The following is a 17,423-nucleotide window of genomic DNA, read 5'->3' as shown; positions in this document are numbered from 1 at the left end:
TGCTACACGTGCTCCTTTTTCACTTTGGTGAGTTGGATAATGATGAACGAGACGATGCACATCAACAAGAAATAACAAACGACAATCGCACTCGCTATATGACCACTCTTACTTAACTGTTGATATAGAAAGATTTGAACAGTCTCAAATCGGCCACCAAGAACTAAATTAATGAGAACAAACTCTCCAAACAAAATCGAAAATGATAGTAAGGAAGAAACTAATAACCCTGATAATATATTCGGTATAATGACCGATCGAAAAGCAGTCCAACGACTGGCCCCTAATAACTCAGCTGCTTCCATTAATGAAACCGCATGAATCGTTCGTAAGCTATTTCGCGTTCCTTGGTACATAAACGGTAGAATCCCAACAAAATAGGCACCGATCACCACTAAAGTCATCGATAGATTCGTATCCGCATACGCTCTAATTAATCCAACAGCAAGAATGACACCTGGCATCGCATACGTCATAACGACTAATACTTGGATAAACTTTTCTAACCTCGGTGCATAGACGACGATACTAAATACCGTTGGAACAATAATGACCAAACCGAGAAGCGTAGAAATAAGTGATAACGATAAGGAACGGCCTAACGCTTCAAAAAATCGTGAATCTTGAAACAGTGTCTTGTACCACTCTAACGTATACCCCTCTGGTAAAACTGTTGCGTTCCAATCGGTAGCGAAAGAGTACAGCAAAGTAGCGAACAATGGTAGCACTAAATAAATCGCCGCAATGCCGGCCATAATCATAGGAAGAAGCGGCTTTCTCACGATAAATCCCTCCGAACTTTTCGAGTTAACCACTCATTGATCAACATCGCAACGACAAGAATCAACCCTAAGATGACCGCTAAGGCACTTCCAAGCTCTGGACGCGCAAAAATATCACCTGACACAAGAGCACCGATTCGAATCGTCACTAAATTATATGAACTACCTGTTAAAGCAAAAACAGAAGCATAGGCGCCCATCGCATTCGCAAATAAAATACTAAAGGTTCCTGCTAAACTTGGTAGCATAAAAGGCAAGCCGACCTTCCACCAAAATTGGGCCGTTGACGCGCCAAGCAAAGAAGCTGCTTCCTTCCATTGCACTTGAATGCCCGAAAACACCGGGTATAAAAACATCACACAAAGCGGTAGCTGAAAATAAATATAAATTAAAACGAGCCCAGACCATGAATAAAGATGAAATGTTTCTAATAAATTGATTCCGTACTTATGTAAAAGTAAAGTAAACACTCCGCTATTGCCGATCAGAACGATAAACGCAAAGGCTAACGGAACACCTGCAAAATTAGATGTAAGGTTCGTAATGACTAAAATTCTTTCTTGGATTTTGGAAGAAAATAACGTGATAGCATACGAAGCAAACACACCAACAGCAATCGCAACTAAGCTAGAGACAAACGAAATCAATATACTATTTTTAAAGGCTTTATGATAATACACACTAGCGAACACTTCTTTATATTGATCAAGAGTCAATCCATCCCCTGTGCCACTTTGAAAGCTCGCCATGATCATCGAGACAAAGGGAATAAATAAAAAACAGACAATCAATAGACAGAATGGAACAAGACTAGCGATGACCATTCCATTTATACGCTTCAAACTAACCAGCTCCTTTCTTACAAAAAGGCGTCTTATTCAGACGCCCCAACTATACCTGGAATTGTTAACGGCTGCATCGCTGATGAAGGTTGAATATTTAATAAATGACAAGCTAAAGGAGCCAATTGAAGTTGTGGGATTTCTTCCTCTACAATTTGCGGCTTTACTTTTTCACTGATGATATACAACGGCACAGAGCGTTCCTCAAACGTCGTTCCTCCATGCATTCCATCTGTATTCATCCCGTGATCAGCGGTAACGATCACTTGATAACCTTCTTTGAGCCATTGTGGTAAAGCATGCGCTAAAATGATATCTGCACCAATAGCTCTGCCTCGATACTGTTTGGAATCAGACGTAAATTTATGGCCATCGTCATCGACATTCATCGAATGGATATAAAGAAAATCCGGTTTGTACGTATGTAATAAATGATTCGCATCAGCAAATAAATGGTTATCAGGATAATGATCTTCCCAATAGAAAATCCCTTTTTCGATCGCATGAGTACCTTCAAACTGGAAACGATCTCGTTCTGGAAGAAAGGGTGCACGACTATACAACTCACTAACCCAATAATACGAAGCAGTCGCATTCGTTCTACCTTGTTCCTTCGTTAAATGAAATAAGCTTTTTTCATGAGATAATCGAACGACTCCATTATGCGTAATCCCATTTTGATAAGCAGGTGTTCCTGTTAACAACACTTCATACAATGGACGAGACATGCTTGGAAGTTCTGATTGTACTTTATATCGCGCTGCCTTCCCTTTTTCAACAAGGTGATTAATATATCCCATTTGCGAGACGGCCGTATCAAATCTTAGGCCGTCAATCGTAATAAAAATCAATTTATTTTGCATGTACTAACACCTTTTCTTCCCATAATTGCGGTAATTGTTTCGTTGTTTCCTCCCAAGCTTTATCATCTTCGACTGGGCGAACATTTTTGTACATTGCATCAGGTAATAATTTTGCTTCTACCTCTTCCGAAAGTTCAGCTTTCTCACGAATCGGACGGGCATACCCTTCTGCTAAGTTCATTTGACCTTCATCGGATAAAATATATTCGCGCGCTAACATTGCGGCATGAGGATGTTTCGCATACTTGTTAATGACCGTCGCATACCCTGACATAACAGATGTTTCTTCTGGAATAATAACCTCAAAACGTTCTGGATCGATTTGATCACGATAGTTTAATGCATTAAAATCCCATACGATAGCGACTTCTACTTCACCTTTTTCTAAAGAAGCCACACTCACATCACCACCGCCGATTCTTCCTTCCTTCGCTAAATCAGCAAAATAATTTAAGCCTGGCTCAATGTTCTTTTCATCTCCACCATTCGCATAAGCAGCAGCTAATACAGAAAATTGTCCTTGATTTGCTGTTGGTACGTCACTGATTGTTACGGAATACTTGCTTTCTTTAAGCTCTTTCCATGATTTCGGAATTTCCTTTACTTTTGTTTTATCACTAATGAAGGCAATCGTTCCTGTATATCCCACGATCCAATCCCCATCATCATCCTTCGCCCATTCAGGAATCTCATCCCAATAAGAAGTTTTATACGGTATCGTCAGTTCTTTCTCTTCTGCGATCGGACCAAATGCTACGCCAACATCTCCAATATCCGCTGTGGCATTTTCCTTTTCCGATTCAAATTTCGCTAATTCCTCGGCGCTTGACATATCTGTATCCGTATGTTTCAAACCATATTTTGTGTTTAAATCTTCCCAAGTCCCTACCCAGTTTGCCCATGTGTCTGGCATTCCGACTGAATTTACTTCTCCTTCTTCTTTCGCCTTTTGTTCCACTTCTTCTACAGATAAGTCATTGTAATTCGTTTCCGATTTAGCAGCTTTCTCTGATTCACCTGAGCATCCAAACATTAAAGGAATAGATAATAGCCCAACACAAGATAATTTAAAAACCGACAAATTTACACGCATGTTGATCCTCCTGATTTTTGTTTCGTTTTGTTTTACAAATAGAATTATAGAATTCAAAAATAAAGCCAATATTAATCAAATGTAAAATCTGCTTTCTGTATTTTTAATTATTTGTAAACAAATCAAGAGGATTTTTAGCAAACAAAACCCGCATTGTTTTTTTACAACACAAAAAGGTCTAGACCATCTGTTATGATCTAGACCTTTTACGATTATATTTTCACACTAGTGACACTTTGTACCGACGAAGTTGATTGTTTAAAAAAGCTTGGTGATGTTTTATAAAGAAACACTAGAACAAGCGTTGTAATCAACATTTCTGGAATTAAGTAGGATGCATTATAAACGATTGAGTACCAAGCAACTGGCCAGTCATCTGGAGTATATTGACCGAACCAAACAACTCCAGAAATAAAATGACAGGCTAATCGTAGAAGTGTACCAAGCATCAATCCACTTATAATTCGACTGACATTCATTTCTGATGCAACGGACATCACTCCTGCTAAGCCAAGCACAGCATATGCTAATGGATAATCAAGCACTAGCTGCACAGGATGAACGATTGTACCACCTAAAACCAATCCCAATAGCCCAACAATGAGCCCTGTCAAAACTCCTGCTTTTAAACCGCGACGGAAAGCCATTAAAAAGATTGGAACCATCACAAGAGAAACGGAGCCTCCATATGCCCACAACGCTCCAAATTCAAATAGACTTAAAATCTGTGCTAACCCAGCCATGACCGCGATTTCAATCATCGTCACTAGCTTGTTTCTATCCATAAAAAAATCCCCTTTCTTTTTATCCAGGGGGTGTAAGTACCGACATTTGAGTAAGAAAAGCATCTCAAATAATGGTACATATCCGCACTTCCCTACGCTGGTATGACCCAGTTCAGGTTCAAAGAGTTGAGGAATATTCCTCTCTCAGTCAATCGACACCCCTAGTGGACTTGTATTATTTTAATATATCATATTTTTTCCTATTACAACAGTGTGATTGGTATAAATATGAACATATAACAAGAAAAACAGCCGGCGAATGATCATTCGCCGGCTGTTTTTCTTTTATTATTACTTAAATAATTCGATACTTGTTAAAATGATTGGCATAGCTACAATGTCAATTAAAAATGAACCAGCGATCGGTACGATTAAAAAGGCATTTCTAGACAGACCATATTTTGCAGTCACAGCAGACATATTCGCCATCGCATTTGGAGTCGCTCCAAGACCATGACCTAACATTCCACTGATCATCACTGCCGCATCGTAATTTTTCCCAAGTACTCGGAAAACAACAAACACGCTGAACAGCATGACGAATATAACTTGTACTGCAATAATGAGTAGCATTGGTAACGCAAGGTCTGCAATTTCCCATAGTTTAATGCTCATTAATGCCATAGCTAGGAAGATATTTAAAGAAATATCACCGATGATTTGAACAGTTGGCATGTTAATGAAATCTTCATTTACTTTGTCAATGATGAAACGAGCAATGACAGCTACAATCATCCCACCAACGTAACCAGGTAATGTTAAACCTGTTGTACTTGCAAACCATTCACTGAAATATGATCCTAGCGCCATACAGAATGTAACTAAAAACATTTGACGCATCCAAGTTTTCTCATCGCTTAGTCGAACGAGATGTTCTTTTTTCGGTTCTTCTAATTTATTTACTTTGCTGTCGTTTGATGCTAAATTGTACTTTTTCATTAAGTATCCTGCTGTTGGTCCACCAACTAATCCACCACAAACCAAACCTAATGTAGCCGCGGCTAATCCGATCGTAGTTGCCGTTGTCAGTCCGAGTTGCTCAATCGTGCCACCGTAAGCAGCCGCTCCTCCGTGACCACCTGACATGGAAACTGCTCCCGTCAAAATACCGATTAATGGGTCGATGTTCATTATTTTAGCTAAAGAAATCCCGATAGCATTTTGCATAAATGCTAATACCGTACACATTCCCCAATAAATGAGTAATAATTTCCCACCGATTTTGATTAAAGTTGTACTGGCTCCTAAACCAACTGTCGTGAAGAATGCTAACATAAACAAACTTTGCAGTGACGTATCAATTGTAATCTCAACGATGTTAAATTTATTTAAAAGAGTCACGATAATAGCAAAGAACAACCCACCAACAACCGGGGCTGGTATGCAAAATCTATCGAAAAATGAGATTTTTTTAATTAAAAAAGAACCGACCATAAATACAAATACGGCTAAAAACAAACTTGTTACTTGATTAAACTCCATATAAACACTCCTTAGTTATTCTTGCTGTAAGCGTTTGCCATAGTATAGTATACAAAATATAATGTATATATACTAATATTACATTTCGATACTGATATAGTTTTTTTCTATACATAATAAAAAGGAGTATCTCATGGACTTTCGTAAATTGCAATATTTTGTCGTAACCGCACAAGAACAGAGTATTTCAAAAGCAGCTGTTCTTCTCCATATTTCACAGCCTTCCTTGAGCCATTCGATCAAAAAACTAGAGGGAGAATTAAAATTTTTGTTGTTTGAAAGAACAGCCAAAGGCATAGAGTTAACAGAGCCGGGAAAACGTTTTTATAATCGCGCGTTAGAAATACTAGAGCATGTACACAATGTAGAAATGGAAATTGAAGAAATTCAACAAATGGGAGAAGGGAAATTATCAATCGGCTTAATTGAGTCCGTTCGAAATTGGCTTCCTAAAATGGTTGCGGACTATACGAAGCAACACCCGAAATTAAAAGTGGAATTGAAAGAGATGTTAACATTAGAGGGGATTATTCAAGCATTAAATCGTTCAGATGTTCATTTCGTTATTTCAAATCACCAAATCAAATCAGATGTAATTCACGTGCAAGAATTGTACTCGGAGCCTCTCGTTGTGGCGATGAATAGACATCATCCATTAGCTAATTACCAACGGCTGTATTTAGAGGATCTTGCTACAGAACCTTTCATTGTCAGTACACACGGGTTGCAAACGAGACAGAATTTAATTCAAATGTTTCAACGTCACAATTTATCTCTAAAAATTCAATTTGAAATCGAACGGTTTGAAATGGCTTGCCGTCTAATTGAATATAATGTTGGAATTGCCTTGCTCCCCATTAATTCAATTAAAAGCTACCGAAACGATGACATTATTTACAAACCGATTGAAGATGAGTCCATTTTCCGAACCATTAATTTAATGACCATCAAAAATCGATATCTTCCCCCTGTCGTAGAGGAGTTTATTCAGCTTTTACTAACAACAGAAAATGATAGCTTAGTGGAGCATAGTTGGATGATTGACTCCTACGTTTAATTATTTTTCAAATCAAAAAGGGCTTTCCCCCTTTTTGATTAATTCATCGACTTTTTCTATTGCTAACTAACATATTCATTACAGGTGGGCATACAATTTATTAATGAAACTTGCCTTCTATGCAAAGGTGGTGATCACCATTATCCATACGGTGAAGTCAGGTGAAACGCTAACGTCTATCTCTGAAGATTATCGGATCTCCTTATCAAAGCTGATCAAAGCTAACCCTGGAATTCAACCAAATCTCATTTATGTTGGTCAAAAGATTGTCATTCCAGGATTACCTGCTCCTGAAACAATTCCTTACAAAATTTCCGTTTCTCTATCTGCTAGAACATTGACATTAACATATCAAGGAAGAGTCGTACACGTTTATCCAGTAGGTGTCGGTAAAATGCTCACTCAAACACCGGCTGGCACTTTTGTGATTATTAATAAAGCGCCGAATCCCGGCGGTCCGTATGGTACGATGTGGATGAGTTTATCGAAAAAATCATATGGAATCCATGGGACAAATAACCCTTCCTCGATTGGAAAATATGTATCAAAAGGCTGTATTCGAATGTACAATCATGATGTCGAACAATTGGCCAGAACAGTTCCCATTGGCACCGCAGTAAACATTCATTATTAGTTTTTTACTATGAAGACGCCTGCCTCAATTGGCAGACGTCTTTTTATTTATTTTGTTACAGGCTCTTGATTGATTTCCATTAGCCAATCAAATGGATCTGGTTCTGTTCCATTTTGAATCCCCGTAATCGTTTCATATAGTTGTTTAGAAATTTCTCCTGTTTCTCCTTCATTAATGACAAGTTTTTCATCTTTCCAGAAAAACTCGCCAATCGGTGAAATGACGGCAGCTGTTCCGGTACCGAACGCTTCTTCTAACTTTCCAGCTTGATACGCATCATATACTTCTTGCATGGAGATTTTTCGTTCTGAAACTGGTACTCCCCAATACTTCAATAATTGAATAACAGAATTGCGCGTTACCCCTTCAAGAATGCTGCCGTTCAATGCTGGTGTAACAACTTCTCCATCGATTTTAAAGAAGACATTCATGCTACCGACTTCTTCAATATATTTCTTTTCTACTCCGTCCAACCATAAAACTTGAGAGTACTCTTTTTGGATCGCCACCTCTTGCGCTTTCAAGCTAGAAGCATAGTTGCCTGCTGTCTTAGCTTCACCCGTTCCTCCCGCTACCGCACGAACATAATCGCTCTCGACAAGAATTTTTACTGGTTGGATTCCTTCTTTATAATACGAACCTACCGGAGAAAGAATAATAATGAATTTATAGCTGCTTGACGCATGAACTCCAAGGAAAGGCTCTGTTGCAATAATGAATGGACGAATATACAGCGATGTTCCTTCCGCTGTAGGAATCCATTCTTTTTCGACTAAAATCAATTTTTTCAATGCTTCTAAAGCTAATTCTTCATCAATATTCGGAATACATAATCGATCATTTGAGTGATTTAACCTTTGCATGTTTCTTTCTGGACGGAATAATAAAATTCGTTGATCTTTTGTTAAATAAGCCTTCATTCCTTCAAAAACTGTTTGTCCATAGTGAAAAATCATTGCAGCAGGGTCTAACGTAAGTGGCTGATACGGAACAACACGAGGATCATGCCATCCCTTCCCTTCTGTATAATCCATCACAAACATGTGATCAGTAAAGATCTTTCCAAATTCTAATTGATTAGATTCTGGTTTTGGCTTTCTTTCGGAACTTAAGTTGACTTGAATTGTTTTTTCTGACATTTCGCATAACTCCTTGCTGAATAAATATTTGGTTTAGAAAATTTCCCCAATGAATAAATGTATACTTATTATATTACAATTTTTTAGAATCTTTACACAATAGTTATTTTAAAAAAAATAAAATTTTATAAGTATATTTATTTTAAATGCTATTTGATTTTAATATTATAATTTGAATTTTGCACATAATGTATTTTTATAAAATTGAACAGAAATAGAGCCTGCTAGTAAATCCAGCAGACCCTGCTTCATCGCTATGCTTAATTTACATTAATAGGTAATCGAACTTGTACTTTCGTCCCCTTTGCTTCTTCGCTCTCAAATATGATCTTCCCTTTATGGTGTTCAATGATTTTAAAGCTGACCATGAGGCCCAAACCAGTCCCTTTTTCTTTATTAGAGTAAAAAGGTTCTCCTAGTCGAGGGATGCGATCTTGAGCTATGCCGATTCCCTCATCAATTACTTCGATACATATATATTCTTCGCCTAAATGTTTTGTTTTAACTAATAAGTGCCCTCCATTTGGCATGGAATCAATCGCATTTTTAATCAAATTAAGCATTACTTGTTTTATTTGCTTTTTCTCTAACTTGACAAGTGGCAACTCTTGAGTGATATCTGTCATCAGTTCAACCTTATGAAGCAAGGCTTCCGGATGCATAAAATCGATGGTTTCATTGACTAATCGATTGATATCATGCACTTCGAACTTTGTTTCTTGATTAGGTTTAGCTAATATTAAAAACTCTTGCATAATCGATTCAATTCGCTCAAGCTCAGATAAGATAATCTCGCTGTATTTATTGTGAGTTTCTTGTCCCCACAATTGTGCAAACCCTTTAATAGCCGTTAAAGGGTTTCTCACTTCATGGGCGATTCCAGCGGCTAATTGACCAATCGCTCCTAACTTATCTTGTTTATTTAGTAATAGCTCTTTTTCCTTTAGACTAGAAATGTCCTGTGTCACTGTCGCTACACGATGAAGATACTTTTTATCCTTTATCGGTGTTTTTCTTGACCTTAACCACTTGATGTTACCATTTTTATGAAAAATTCGATATTCTATTTCTGAATCGGTATCCGTCGATTTTAAAAAATGTTTAAATGCTTCTAGATCCTCTTCATGAACTAATTGATAAATAATGTGAAAGTTTTTATAAAAGGCCTCTTTAGAATGACCGAGAATTCTCTCGTAAGATGGGCTAACGTACACGACTTCATTCATTGAAAAATCAAACACACAAAATATTTCATTTATATTTTCGGATATTTCCAAAAATTTTACTTCATGCTCTTTTAATTCTTTTACTTTTCGGTCTAATAATAAGGCTGCTTCAACTTTATCAGTAATATTTCTAGTAACTCCTACAATAGCAACAACCTTTCCGTTGCTATCCTTAACAGGTGTAACTGATATGATCGCATGTATGAGAGATCCATCTTTCTTTTGACGAATTGTTTTATAATTACGGACCCTACTACCTAATTGAAGTATTTCCGAGAATATTGTGCGTTCCCCTCTCAAATGATGAGGAATAGTTGGCAGTTCTGTCCCTAGCAATTCATCTAAACTCCATCCATAAACCTTCGCAAACGCCTCATTTACATTTATAATTTTTCCTTCATGATTTAAAATATAGACGGGATCATTAGTAGTGGACAAAAATGCCTCACACCACCCTAAACAACTAGTAGTTTCCTTTTTCCCAATTAAATAAAACAGCATATAGTGCGGATCGTACATAATGCTCCATTTACAGATGACCAAAGCGCCATTTTTATGCCTAGTTTTTTCAGTAGTCACAATAGAATTTGAACTCTCTATCGTTCGTTTTATCAGTTCAATTACTTCTTTATATGATTTACTGCTCCAAATATCAAATATTGAAATCGTTTCCTCTTTTGGATCTAATCCTATCACGTTAATAAATACAGGATTCCCCTTCAAAATAACACCTTTTAAATTCATTGAACAAACTAGATCCGAGCTGTTTTCCCAAAACCATTCTATATGTCTATCATTAATCGTATTCATTATCGCTTTATTGTTCACCAAAAATCCTCTCCCCCTTTCTACTATGTCGAAATATTCATATTTTTTCAGCAAAAACCGTTCAACAAATGATGAGTTTTTCCGACAATAATTTAGGTAAGAAAAAGAATTTCGTCTTAAAAAATTTTGCATCTAAAAAGAAATAATACCTTTATTCATTTGTTATCCGTGCATAGATACACGTATCTCTAATTTGACTACCATCAGCAGATAATTGATCATTTCTTAGTATGCCTTCAAGAGCAAAACCTAATTTCTCTGCAATAGCACGACTCCTTTGATTATCAGGATCACACCTGATTTCCACTCGGTTAGCTGTTAACTGCTCAAAGGCAAAGCTAGTAATCGCCTGCACCGCTTCTGTCATATAACCATAGCCAGAAAATTTACTATCTAACCAATAGCCGATTTCAAATTTACGAATTTTCCAATCCATCCGATGCAAACCGGAAGATCCGATAAATTCTCCTGTCTCTTTATGAAAAATATGTAGCCTTAAATCCTCACGCGTCATAAATTTGGCATAAGCTTCTCGGACATTCGCTTCTGCTCCCTCAAGTGATTGTTCATAATGAACAAATGGAAGCCATGGTTTCAGTTCATTCAACGAGGACTGGATTGCCTTATACACAGCTACCCCATCTCCCGGTAAAGGCATGCGAATATGCAATCTTTCAGTGAAAATTTCTGTTGGAAAATCAATTAATAGTGGATTCAATCAAAACACCTCCGAATATTACAGAACATTATAACAGTTAATTAGATTTTTTTGTTTACACTCTAACTAAATTAGTATAAAGTGGAAGAGTGAATTGAATATTTTTCAAACTAGGGGTGTCCAGCAAGCTTGGGCTGAGAGAGAAGCGCAACGAAGTTTCTTAACCCTCAGGACCTGATCTGGTTCATACCAGCGTGGGGAAGTTTATATCTGTTTATTAGCGTATTTTTTATGCTACTTAACTGATCATTAACCGGGTCCGTATGTTTATATGGCTCGGTTTTTTTCATGCAATGGTAGAATCGGGTTTCGTCCTTTCATTGACAAAGGAGGAAAAAACAATGAAAGAACAAAGACCAGATGAAAAACTGAATTTAGTCCGTAATTTTCCAAACAGTAAAAAAGTGTATGTAGAGGGTTCTAGAGCGGATATAAAGGTGCCTTTTCGCGAAATTGAACTGTCTCCTACCATCACCTCTTTACATGAAGAGCCAAACGCTCCTCTTCGTGTATATGATACGAGCGGCTATTATACGGATGATCAAGTAGACATTGATATTGAAAATGGACTACGAACCGTTCGTCATCAATGGATACATGAGCGTGGGGACACAGAAGAATATACAGGTCGTACGATCCGCCCTGAAGACAATGGGTATAAAAAGAAACCAGTGAATGAGGAGCTCGTTTTTCAAGGGTTAAAAAGACAACCTCTAAAAGCAAAGAAAGGGCGAAATGTGACTCAGCTTCATTACGCTCGTCAAGGAATCATTACACCGGAAATGGAATTCATCGCCATAAGAGAAGGAATGGATGCCGAATTTGTTCGCAAAGAAGTAGCAGAAGGTCGGGCGGTTATTCCCGCTAACATTAATCACCCTGAAAGTGAACCGATGATTATCGGTCGCGCCTTTCATGTGAAAATTAATGCCAATATCGGGAATTCAGCCGTTACTTCTTCGATTTATGAAGAAGTCGAAAAGATGACATGGGCGATTCGTTGGGGCTCCGATACGATGATGGATCTCTCTACCGGAAAAAACATTCACACGACAAGAGAATGGATCATTCGTAATTGTCCTGTTCCTGTTGGTACCGTTCCGATCTATCAGGCGCTAGAAAAAGTGAATGGTGTTGCCGAAGACTTAACTTGGGAAGTGTTCCGCGATACGTTAATTGAGCAAGCAGAACAAGGCGTTGATTACTTTACGATTCATGCCGGTGTTCGCCTTCCGTACATTCCGCTGACAGCTAAACGAATGACAGGCATCGTTTCGCGCGGAGGCTCGATTATGGCTCAATGGTGTCTCGCTCACCATCAAGAAAACTTTTTATATACGCATTTTGAAGAAATCTGTGAAATTATGAAAACGTATGATGTTGCTTTTTCACTAGGAGATGGATTGCGCCCTGGCTCGATTGCAGACGCCAATGATGAATCACAATTTGCTGAATTAGAAACGTTAGGAGAATTAACGAAAATCGCTTGGAAACATGATGTACAAGTGATGATCGAAGGCCCGGGACATGTGCCGATGCATAAAATTAAAGAAAACATGGATAAGCAATTAGATATATGCATGGAAGCTCCTTTTTACACGCTTGGTCCTTTAACAACCGATATCGCACCAGGGTATGATCATATCACCTCTGCCATCGGAGCAGCGATGATTGCTTCCTATGGAACGGCGATGCTTTGTTACGTCACACCGAAAGAACATTTAGGGCTTCCGAATAAAGAAGATGTGCGTGAAGGAGTCATTGCCTATAAAATTGCCGCCCACGCAGCCGATCTAGCCAAAGGTCATCCACGAGCTTCCTTGCGTGACGATGCCCTTTCTAAAGCTCGGTTTGAATTCCGCTGGCATGATCAATTTAACCTTTCACTTGATCCTGAGCGAGCACTTGAATATCATGATGAAACCCTTCCAGCAGAGGGAGCGAAAACGGCTCACTTTTGCTCGATGTGCGGACCTAAGTTTTGTAGTATGAAAATTTCCCATAACATTCGTGAAATGGAAGTGGAAAAAGGGTTAAAAGAAAAAGCCGATGAATTCCGTCAAACAGGAGCTATGATTTACCAATGAGAATTGAACAAGTGAGCAAATTAAAAAGTGAAATTATGACATTAGAAAAAAGGCTCACAGAATTGAAACAAGAACTTTCTTCACTACAACAAAACTGTGATCACCAGTTTGAAAGAAAAACTTTTGTTCGAGTCTGCCAAAACTGCGGCTACTCCGACAGCACCTTATGGTAAAAATTTCTTACAAACGATTGACAAAAAGCTAGAGATGTTAACTCTCTAGCTTTTTTGTTTTCCCCCTCTCTTTTATTCTATTTACACCGATTCTTTTTCACAAATTCCCGCCATTGCTTTATAATAGGAAAAATGGTTAAAGAAAAGAGGGAGTTTATGAGAAGAGACCAATTATTTCATCAATTTCACGATCGAACCTCAGCTATATTAGGCAATGAACATTTCTCTAAATACGCTATTCTCCTTCCACTAATAGAAAAAGAGAACGAGATCCATCTATTGTTTCAAGTACGCTCCTTTCAAATGAGAAAGCAGCCAGGTGAAGTTTGTTTTCCAGGTGGGAGAATTGAGGAATTGGATAAAAATGAGTTGCATACAGCCATTCGTGAAACATCGGAAGAACTAGGCATCCAGCAATCAGACATTACACAAACCTTCCCACTGGACTTTATCGTCTCTCCGTTTGGCACGATCATTTATCCGTTCGTTGGCTCTTTACCATCAGAAGATAAACTGTTACCGAACCGTGATGAAGTAGAACAAATATTTACTGTGCCGCTTGATTATTTACTTCACTACTCTCCGAAAAAATATGACATTCATTTTAAAGTAGAGCCGGAAGAAAATTTCCCCTTCGATTTAATCGTTGGAGGAGAAAACTACAATTGGCAAACACGAAAAATGGATGAGTATTTTTATCTTTATGAAGACAAAATTATTTGGGGGTTAACCGCAAGAGTTTTAAAGCATTTTCTCGACTTAATTAAAAGCTAACCCGCCCATTTGAAAAACATTTAACTTATTTAGTCTTGACAAATTAGAATATATATAGATAATTGTAATAATTATGAATAATTGAACGATAAAGGGATTAGTAAATTCGTGAAGTGTGTCAGAGAATGGAGTCCATCGGCTGTAAGGCTCCTCACAGGAAGCGGTTGAACCTGCCCTTTGTAATATCGCTTATGGAAACATAAGCCGTCTCCCTCGTTACGGGATTGAGCGGGCGCAATTTGCGCCAAAAAAGGTGGTACCGCGGATTAGCATGCCCTTCGTCCTTTTACGGATAGGAGGGGCATGCTTTTTTTAATTTAATAAAAGGATGATTTGTTGTGAAAAAATACCGAGTAGTTGTGAAAATTGGAAGCAGTTCATTAACGGATGAACAAGGAAATATTGTCGAAGAAAAAGTATGGGATCACGTTCAGGCGATTGCCAAAATGAAACAAAAAGGCCATGAAGTCATCATCGTTTCTTCTGGTGCTGTGGCGGCAGGATTTCAATCATTAGGCTATACATCAAGGCCAAAAACAGTCGCTGCCAAACAAGCCGCCGCCGCAGTAGGTCAAAGTCTGCTCATTCAAAAGTATATTTCGCTGTTTGCCCCTTTTCAGCTAGCGGTCGCACAAATGCTCTTAACCCGAGAAGACTTTTACAATCGCGGACGCTTTCAAAATTTTTATACGGCGATGTCAGAGCTATTAAGAGCCGGTGCGATCCCGATTATTAACGAAAATGATTGCATTTCGATTGAAGAGCTAACGTATGGAGACAACGATATGCTCTCTGCCCTAGTGAGCGGCTTTGTTCAAGCTGATGCCCTAATTATTTTAACGGATATTGACGGATTGTATGACAGTAACCCGAAAACAAACCCTGAAGCGAAGCGATTTCATTTTATTCCGGAAGTCACAGAAGAAATGCTTAGTTATGCAGGTGACAGTGGCTCATCGATTGGAACTGGCGGGATGAAATCTAAGCTAATTGCCGCTGAAAAAGCATTATCTCTTGGCGTTCCTGTATTTGTCGGCACTGGGAAAGGGACAGATAAATTACTAGATACACTCGCTGGAAAAGGAAGTGGAACGTATATCGGCTCTCCTTTTAAATCTCATATGCAAATGAAGAAACAATGGATTGCTCATCACGCAAAAATCTCAGGAAACGTGATGATTGACGAAGGAGCTGAAGTAGCTATTTTATCAAAAGGAAAAAGCTTGCTTCCGGCCGGCGTCATCTCAGTAGAAGGTGTATTTGATCCAATGGATGTCGTCAATGTCATTAATCAAACACGAGAGGTGATTGGCAGAGGTCAAGTATTCTATTCCTCTGTAGATCTTGAAAAAATAAAAGGTTTATCTAGTTCAGAAGCAAAAGTGTACTCGATTAATGAGCGAGCCGAAGTCATTCATCGCGACAATTGGGTAACTACGAACTTCATTAAATAATAAGATGGGAGAATAAAAACATGAGTGAGTTAATTGAAAAAGCCAAACTACTAAAGGCAGCCTCTCTTCAAATGAGTCTGCTGTGTGAAAATGAAAAGAATCAAGGATTAGAAAAAATGGCTGATGCCCTTGTGCAACAATCCGACTTTATTTTGCAAGAAAATGCGAAGGATATCGAAAATGGAGTGAAGGCAGGATTCTCTCCTAACATTTTAGATCGCTTGCAGTTGACAGAGGAACGCATTCAACAAATCGCTGCTGGTGTCCGCCAACTGATTCAATTAAAAGATCCAGTTGGAGAAGTGACCGATGAATGGGCACTTGATAACGGCTTAAAAATTGAAACCGTTCGTGTGCCGCTTGGCGTGATCGGTATGGTCTATGAAGCTCGTCCGAATGTGACCGTAGATGCTGCTGCTTTATGCTTAAAAGCAGGAAATGCCGTGCTATTACGAGGAAGTTCCTCCGCCGCTTATTCCAATCAAGCGTTAGTAAAGGTGATGAAGACAGCCTTACAGCAGTCCCCTATTCCAACGGATGCTCTCCAACTATTAGAAGATACGAGTCGGGAAACAGCTTCTAAAATGTTTCAGTTAAATGAATACTTAGACGTATTAATTCCACGCGGTGGCGCTGGGCTTATTCAAACGGTCATTCGTCAAGCTACAGTTCCTGTACTTGAAACTGGAGTCGGAAATTGTCACGTATATATTGACGAAAGTGCCAAAGAACAAATGGCCATCGACATTGCTGTCAATGCCAAAACCCATCGACCATCGGTTTGTAATGCAGCAGAAACATTACTAATCCACCAAGACTGGCCTCATCGATCGGCTATTTTGCATGCTTTACACAATCAAGGGGTAGAGCTTCGAGGAGATCAAGTGTTAGCAAACGAATTTGCTTTTGTGAAGGAAGCAACGGATGAAGACTGGGACACTGAATATTTAGCACCTATTATCGCTGTAAAAACGGTAGCGAATGTGAAAGAAGCCGTCATTCATATCAGTACGTTTGGTACCAAACATTCAGAAGCTATCGTTTCAGAAACAAAGGAAAACGTCGATTGGTTTTTCCGAGCCATTGATGCAGCTGTTCTTTATCATAACGCCTCTACTCGCTTTACGGACGGTGAGCAATTCGGACTTGGTGCTGAAATTGGCATTAGTACACAAAAACTTCATGCTCGCGGGCCAATGGGACTTAAAGCCATTACAACGACTAAATCATTAGTAAAGGGAGATGGACAAATCCGCTCATAAATAGCAAGATAAAGTGAAACTTCAATCAGTGGGGGTTTTCTTCATCCCCACTGATTGTTAGTTGAACCAATCGGGCTTTTACGGGCTGTTGATCTTCCACCTACACGCCTGCGCTTTTTCTGCCCTGTTGAGGTGGGAGTCTTACAGCCCGTTAATGCGGGATAAACAGCTAAATAAAAAAAACGGAACGAAAGATAAATTTCTCTCTTTCGTTCCGTTATTTC

At 38.6% G+C, this 17,423-nt stretch carries 16 protein-coding genes and 2 riboswitches; of the genes, 7 read left to right on the top strand and 9 right to left on the bottom strand.

The features are described from left to right. Positions 1–2: 2 nt before the first annotated feature. The 6 genes from ACSVDJ_RS08210 to gltS form a co-directional block, all read right to left on the bottom strand. Positions 3–782: an ABC transporter permease gene (locus ACSVDJ_RS08210; protein ID WP_439170479.1), complete on the bottom strand. Its 780-nt coding sequence runs from the start codon at positions 780–782 to the stop codon at positions 3–5. Continuing rightward, entirely contained in the window at positions 779–1,624 is an 846-nt protein-coding gene (locus ACSVDJ_RS08205; protein ID WP_439170480.1) for an ABC transporter permease, read from the bottom strand. The genes ACSVDJ_RS08210 and ACSVDJ_RS08205 overlap by 4 nt, the downstream gene beginning before the upstream one ends. Before the next feature lie 32 nt (positions 1,625–1,656). Next, positions 1,657–2,487 carry an alkaline phosphatase family protein gene (locus ACSVDJ_RS08200; protein ID WP_439170481.1) on the bottom strand — a complete coding sequence of 277 codons (831 nt, stop codon included), beginning with the start codon at positions 2,485–2,487 and terminating at the stop codon, positions 1,657–1,659. After that, positions 2,477–3,580: an ABC transporter substrate-binding protein gene (locus ACSVDJ_RS08195; protein WP_439170482.1), complete on the bottom strand. Its 1,104-nt coding sequence runs from the start codon at positions 3,578–3,580 to the stop codon at positions 2,477–2,479. Before ACSVDJ_RS08195 ends, ACSVDJ_RS08200 begins: the two co-directional genes overlap by 11 nt. Positions 3,581–3,792: 212 nt before the next feature. After that, positions 3,793–4,365: an energy-coupled thiamine transporter ThiT gene (thiT, locus tag ACSVDJ_RS08190; protein ID WP_439170484.1), complete on the bottom strand. Its 573-nt coding sequence runs from the start codon at positions 4,363–4,365 to the stop codon at positions 3,793–3,795. Between the two features lie 72 nt (positions 4,366–4,437). Next, positions 4,438–4,538, bottom strand: a riboswitch (TPP riboswitch). A 118-nt stretch (positions 4,539–4,656) separates the two neighbouring features. Then, entirely contained in the window at positions 4,657–5,847 is a 1,191-nt protein-coding gene (gene gltS / locus ACSVDJ_RS08185) for a sodium/glutamate symporter (protein WP_439170485.1), read from the bottom strand. A 133-nt stretch (positions 5,848–5,980) separates the two neighbouring features. Between gltS and ACSVDJ_RS08180 the strand changes: the two genes are divergently transcribed. Next, the gene (locus tag ACSVDJ_RS08180) at positions 5,981–6,904 is read left to right on the top strand and encodes a LysR family transcriptional regulator (RefSeq protein ID WP_439170486.1); all 924 of its coding nucleotides are present in this window, start codon (positions 5,981–5,983) and stop codon (positions 6,902–6,904) included. Between the two features lie 139 nt (positions 6,905–7,043). Then, a complete protein-coding gene (locus tag ACSVDJ_RS08175; RefSeq protein WP_439170569.1) occupies positions 7,044–7,538 on the top strand; it encodes a L,D-transpeptidase family protein in 495 nt (164 codons plus the stop codon). A gap of 47 nt (positions 7,539–7,585) precedes the next feature. Here the strand turns inward: ACSVDJ_RS08175 and ACSVDJ_RS08170 are convergent, their stop codons facing one another. The 3 genes from ACSVDJ_RS08170 to ACSVDJ_RS08160 all read right to left on the bottom strand — a co-directional run bounded on the left by ACSVDJ_RS08170 (position 7,586) and on the right by ACSVDJ_RS08160 (position 11,449). Further along, the gene (locus ACSVDJ_RS08170; RefSeq protein ID WP_439170487.1) at positions 7,586–8,677 is read right to left on the bottom strand and encodes a branched-chain amino acid aminotransferase; all 1,092 of its coding nucleotides are present in this window, start codon (positions 8,675–8,677) and stop codon (positions 7,586–7,588) included. Between the two features lie 260 nt (positions 8,678–8,937). Then, positions 8,938–10,863 (bottom strand): PAS domain S-box protein, encoded by a 1,926-nt coding sequence (locus tag ACSVDJ_RS08165; RefSeq protein WP_518620439.1) that lies wholly within the window; start codon positions 10,861–10,863, stop codon positions 8,938–8,940. Between the two features lie 19 nt (positions 10,864–10,882). Continuing rightward, positions 10,883–11,449: a GNAT family N-acetyltransferase gene (locus ACSVDJ_RS08160; protein ID WP_439170488.1), complete on the bottom strand. Its 567-nt coding sequence runs from the start codon at positions 11,447–11,449 to the stop codon at positions 10,883–10,885. Positions 11,450–11,551: 102 nt separating this feature from the next. After that, a riboswitch (TPP riboswitch) is annotated at positions 11,552–11,667 on the top strand. A 123-nt stretch (positions 11,668–11,790) separates the two neighbouring features. Here ACSVDJ_RS08160 and thiC point away from each other — a divergent pair. From thiC to ACSVDJ_RS08135, 5 genes are all read left to right on the top strand, one after another. Further along, entirely contained in the window at positions 11,791–13,536 is a 1,746-nt protein-coding gene (thiC, locus tag ACSVDJ_RS08155) for a phosphomethylpyrimidine synthase ThiC (protein ID WP_439170490.1), read from the top strand. Continuing rightward, positions 13,533–13,709, top strand: coding sequence for a serine protease (locus ACSVDJ_RS08150; RefSeq protein WP_439170491.1), 177 nt, complete (start codon positions 13,533–13,535; stop codon positions 13,707–13,709). Before thiC ends, ACSVDJ_RS08150 begins: the two co-directional genes overlap by 4 nt. Positions 13,710–13,865: 156 nt before the next feature. After that, the gene (locus ACSVDJ_RS08145; protein WP_439170493.1) at positions 13,866–14,483 is read left to right on the top strand and encodes an NUDIX hydrolase; all 618 of its coding nucleotides are present in this window, start codon (positions 13,866–13,868) and stop codon (positions 14,481–14,483) included. A gap of 338 nt (positions 14,484–14,821) precedes the next feature. Then, complete coding sequence (gene proB / locus ACSVDJ_RS08140) at positions 14,822–15,937, top strand: glutamate 5-kinase (RefSeq protein ID WP_439170494.1); 1,116 nt, start codon at positions 14,822–14,824, stop codon at positions 15,935–15,937. 20 nt (positions 15,938–15,957) lie between these two features. Then, positions 15,958–17,199 (top strand): glutamate-5-semialdehyde dehydrogenase, encoded by a 1,242-nt coding sequence (locus ACSVDJ_RS08135; RefSeq protein ID WP_439170495.1) that lies wholly within the window; start codon positions 15,958–15,960, stop codon positions 17,197–17,199. Positions 17,200–17,423 lie beyond the last annotated feature (224 nt).

The sequence above is a fragment of the Bacillus sp. Hm123 genome (assembly GCF_051842975.2).
Taxonomy (GTDB): Bacteria; Bacillota; Bacilli; order Bacillales; family Domibacillaceae; genus Bacillus_CE.
The sequence above is the reverse complement of the archived record's forward strand: the minus strand, read 5'-3'. Positions and strand labels throughout refer to the sequence as shown.

Excerpts from the sequence above, each read along its gene's own strand:
- ACSVDJ_RS08200 (WP_439170481.1), bottom strand. The coding sequence starts at position 2,487 with ATGCAAAATAAATTGATTTTTATTACGATTGACGGCCTAAGATTTGAT.
- ACSVDJ_RS08195 (WP_439170482.1), bottom strand. The coding sequence starts at position 3,580 with ATGCGTGTAAATTTGTCGGTTTTTAAATTATCTTGTGTTGGGCTATTA.
- thiT (WP_439170484.1), bottom strand. The coding sequence starts at position 4,365 with ATGGATAGAAACAAGCTAGTGACGATGATTGAAATCGCGGTCATGGCT.
- gltS (WP_439170485.1), bottom strand. The coding sequence starts at position 5,847 with ATGGAGTTTAATCAAGTAACAAGTTTGTTTTTAGCCGTATTTGTATTT.
- ACSVDJ_RS08180 (WP_439170486.1), top strand. The coding sequence starts at position 5,981 with ATGGACTTTCGTAAATTGCAATATTTTGTCGTAACCGCACAAGAACAG.
- ACSVDJ_RS08170 (WP_439170487.1), bottom strand. The coding sequence starts at position 8,677 with ATGTCAGAAAAAACAATTCAAGTCAACTTAAGTTCCGAAAGAAAGCCA.
- ACSVDJ_RS08165 (WP_518620439.1), bottom strand. The coding sequence starts at position 10,863 with ATGCAAAATTTTTTAAGACGAAATTCTTTTTCTTACCTAAATTATTGT.
- thiC (WP_439170490.1), top strand. The coding sequence starts at position 11,791 with ATGAAAGAACAAAGACCAGATGAAAAACTGAATTTAGTCCGTAATTTT.
- ACSVDJ_RS08150 (WP_439170491.1), top strand. The coding sequence starts at position 13,533 with ATGAGAATTGAACAAGTGAGCAAATTAAAAAGTGAAATTATGACATTA.
- ACSVDJ_RS08145 (WP_439170493.1), top strand. The coding sequence starts at position 13,866 with ATGAGAAGAGACCAATTATTTCATCAATTTCACGATCGAACCTCAGCT.
- ACSVDJ_RS08135 (WP_439170495.1), top strand. The coding sequence starts at position 15,958 with ATGAGTGAGTTAATTGAAAAAGCCAAACTACTAAAGGCAGCCTCTCTT.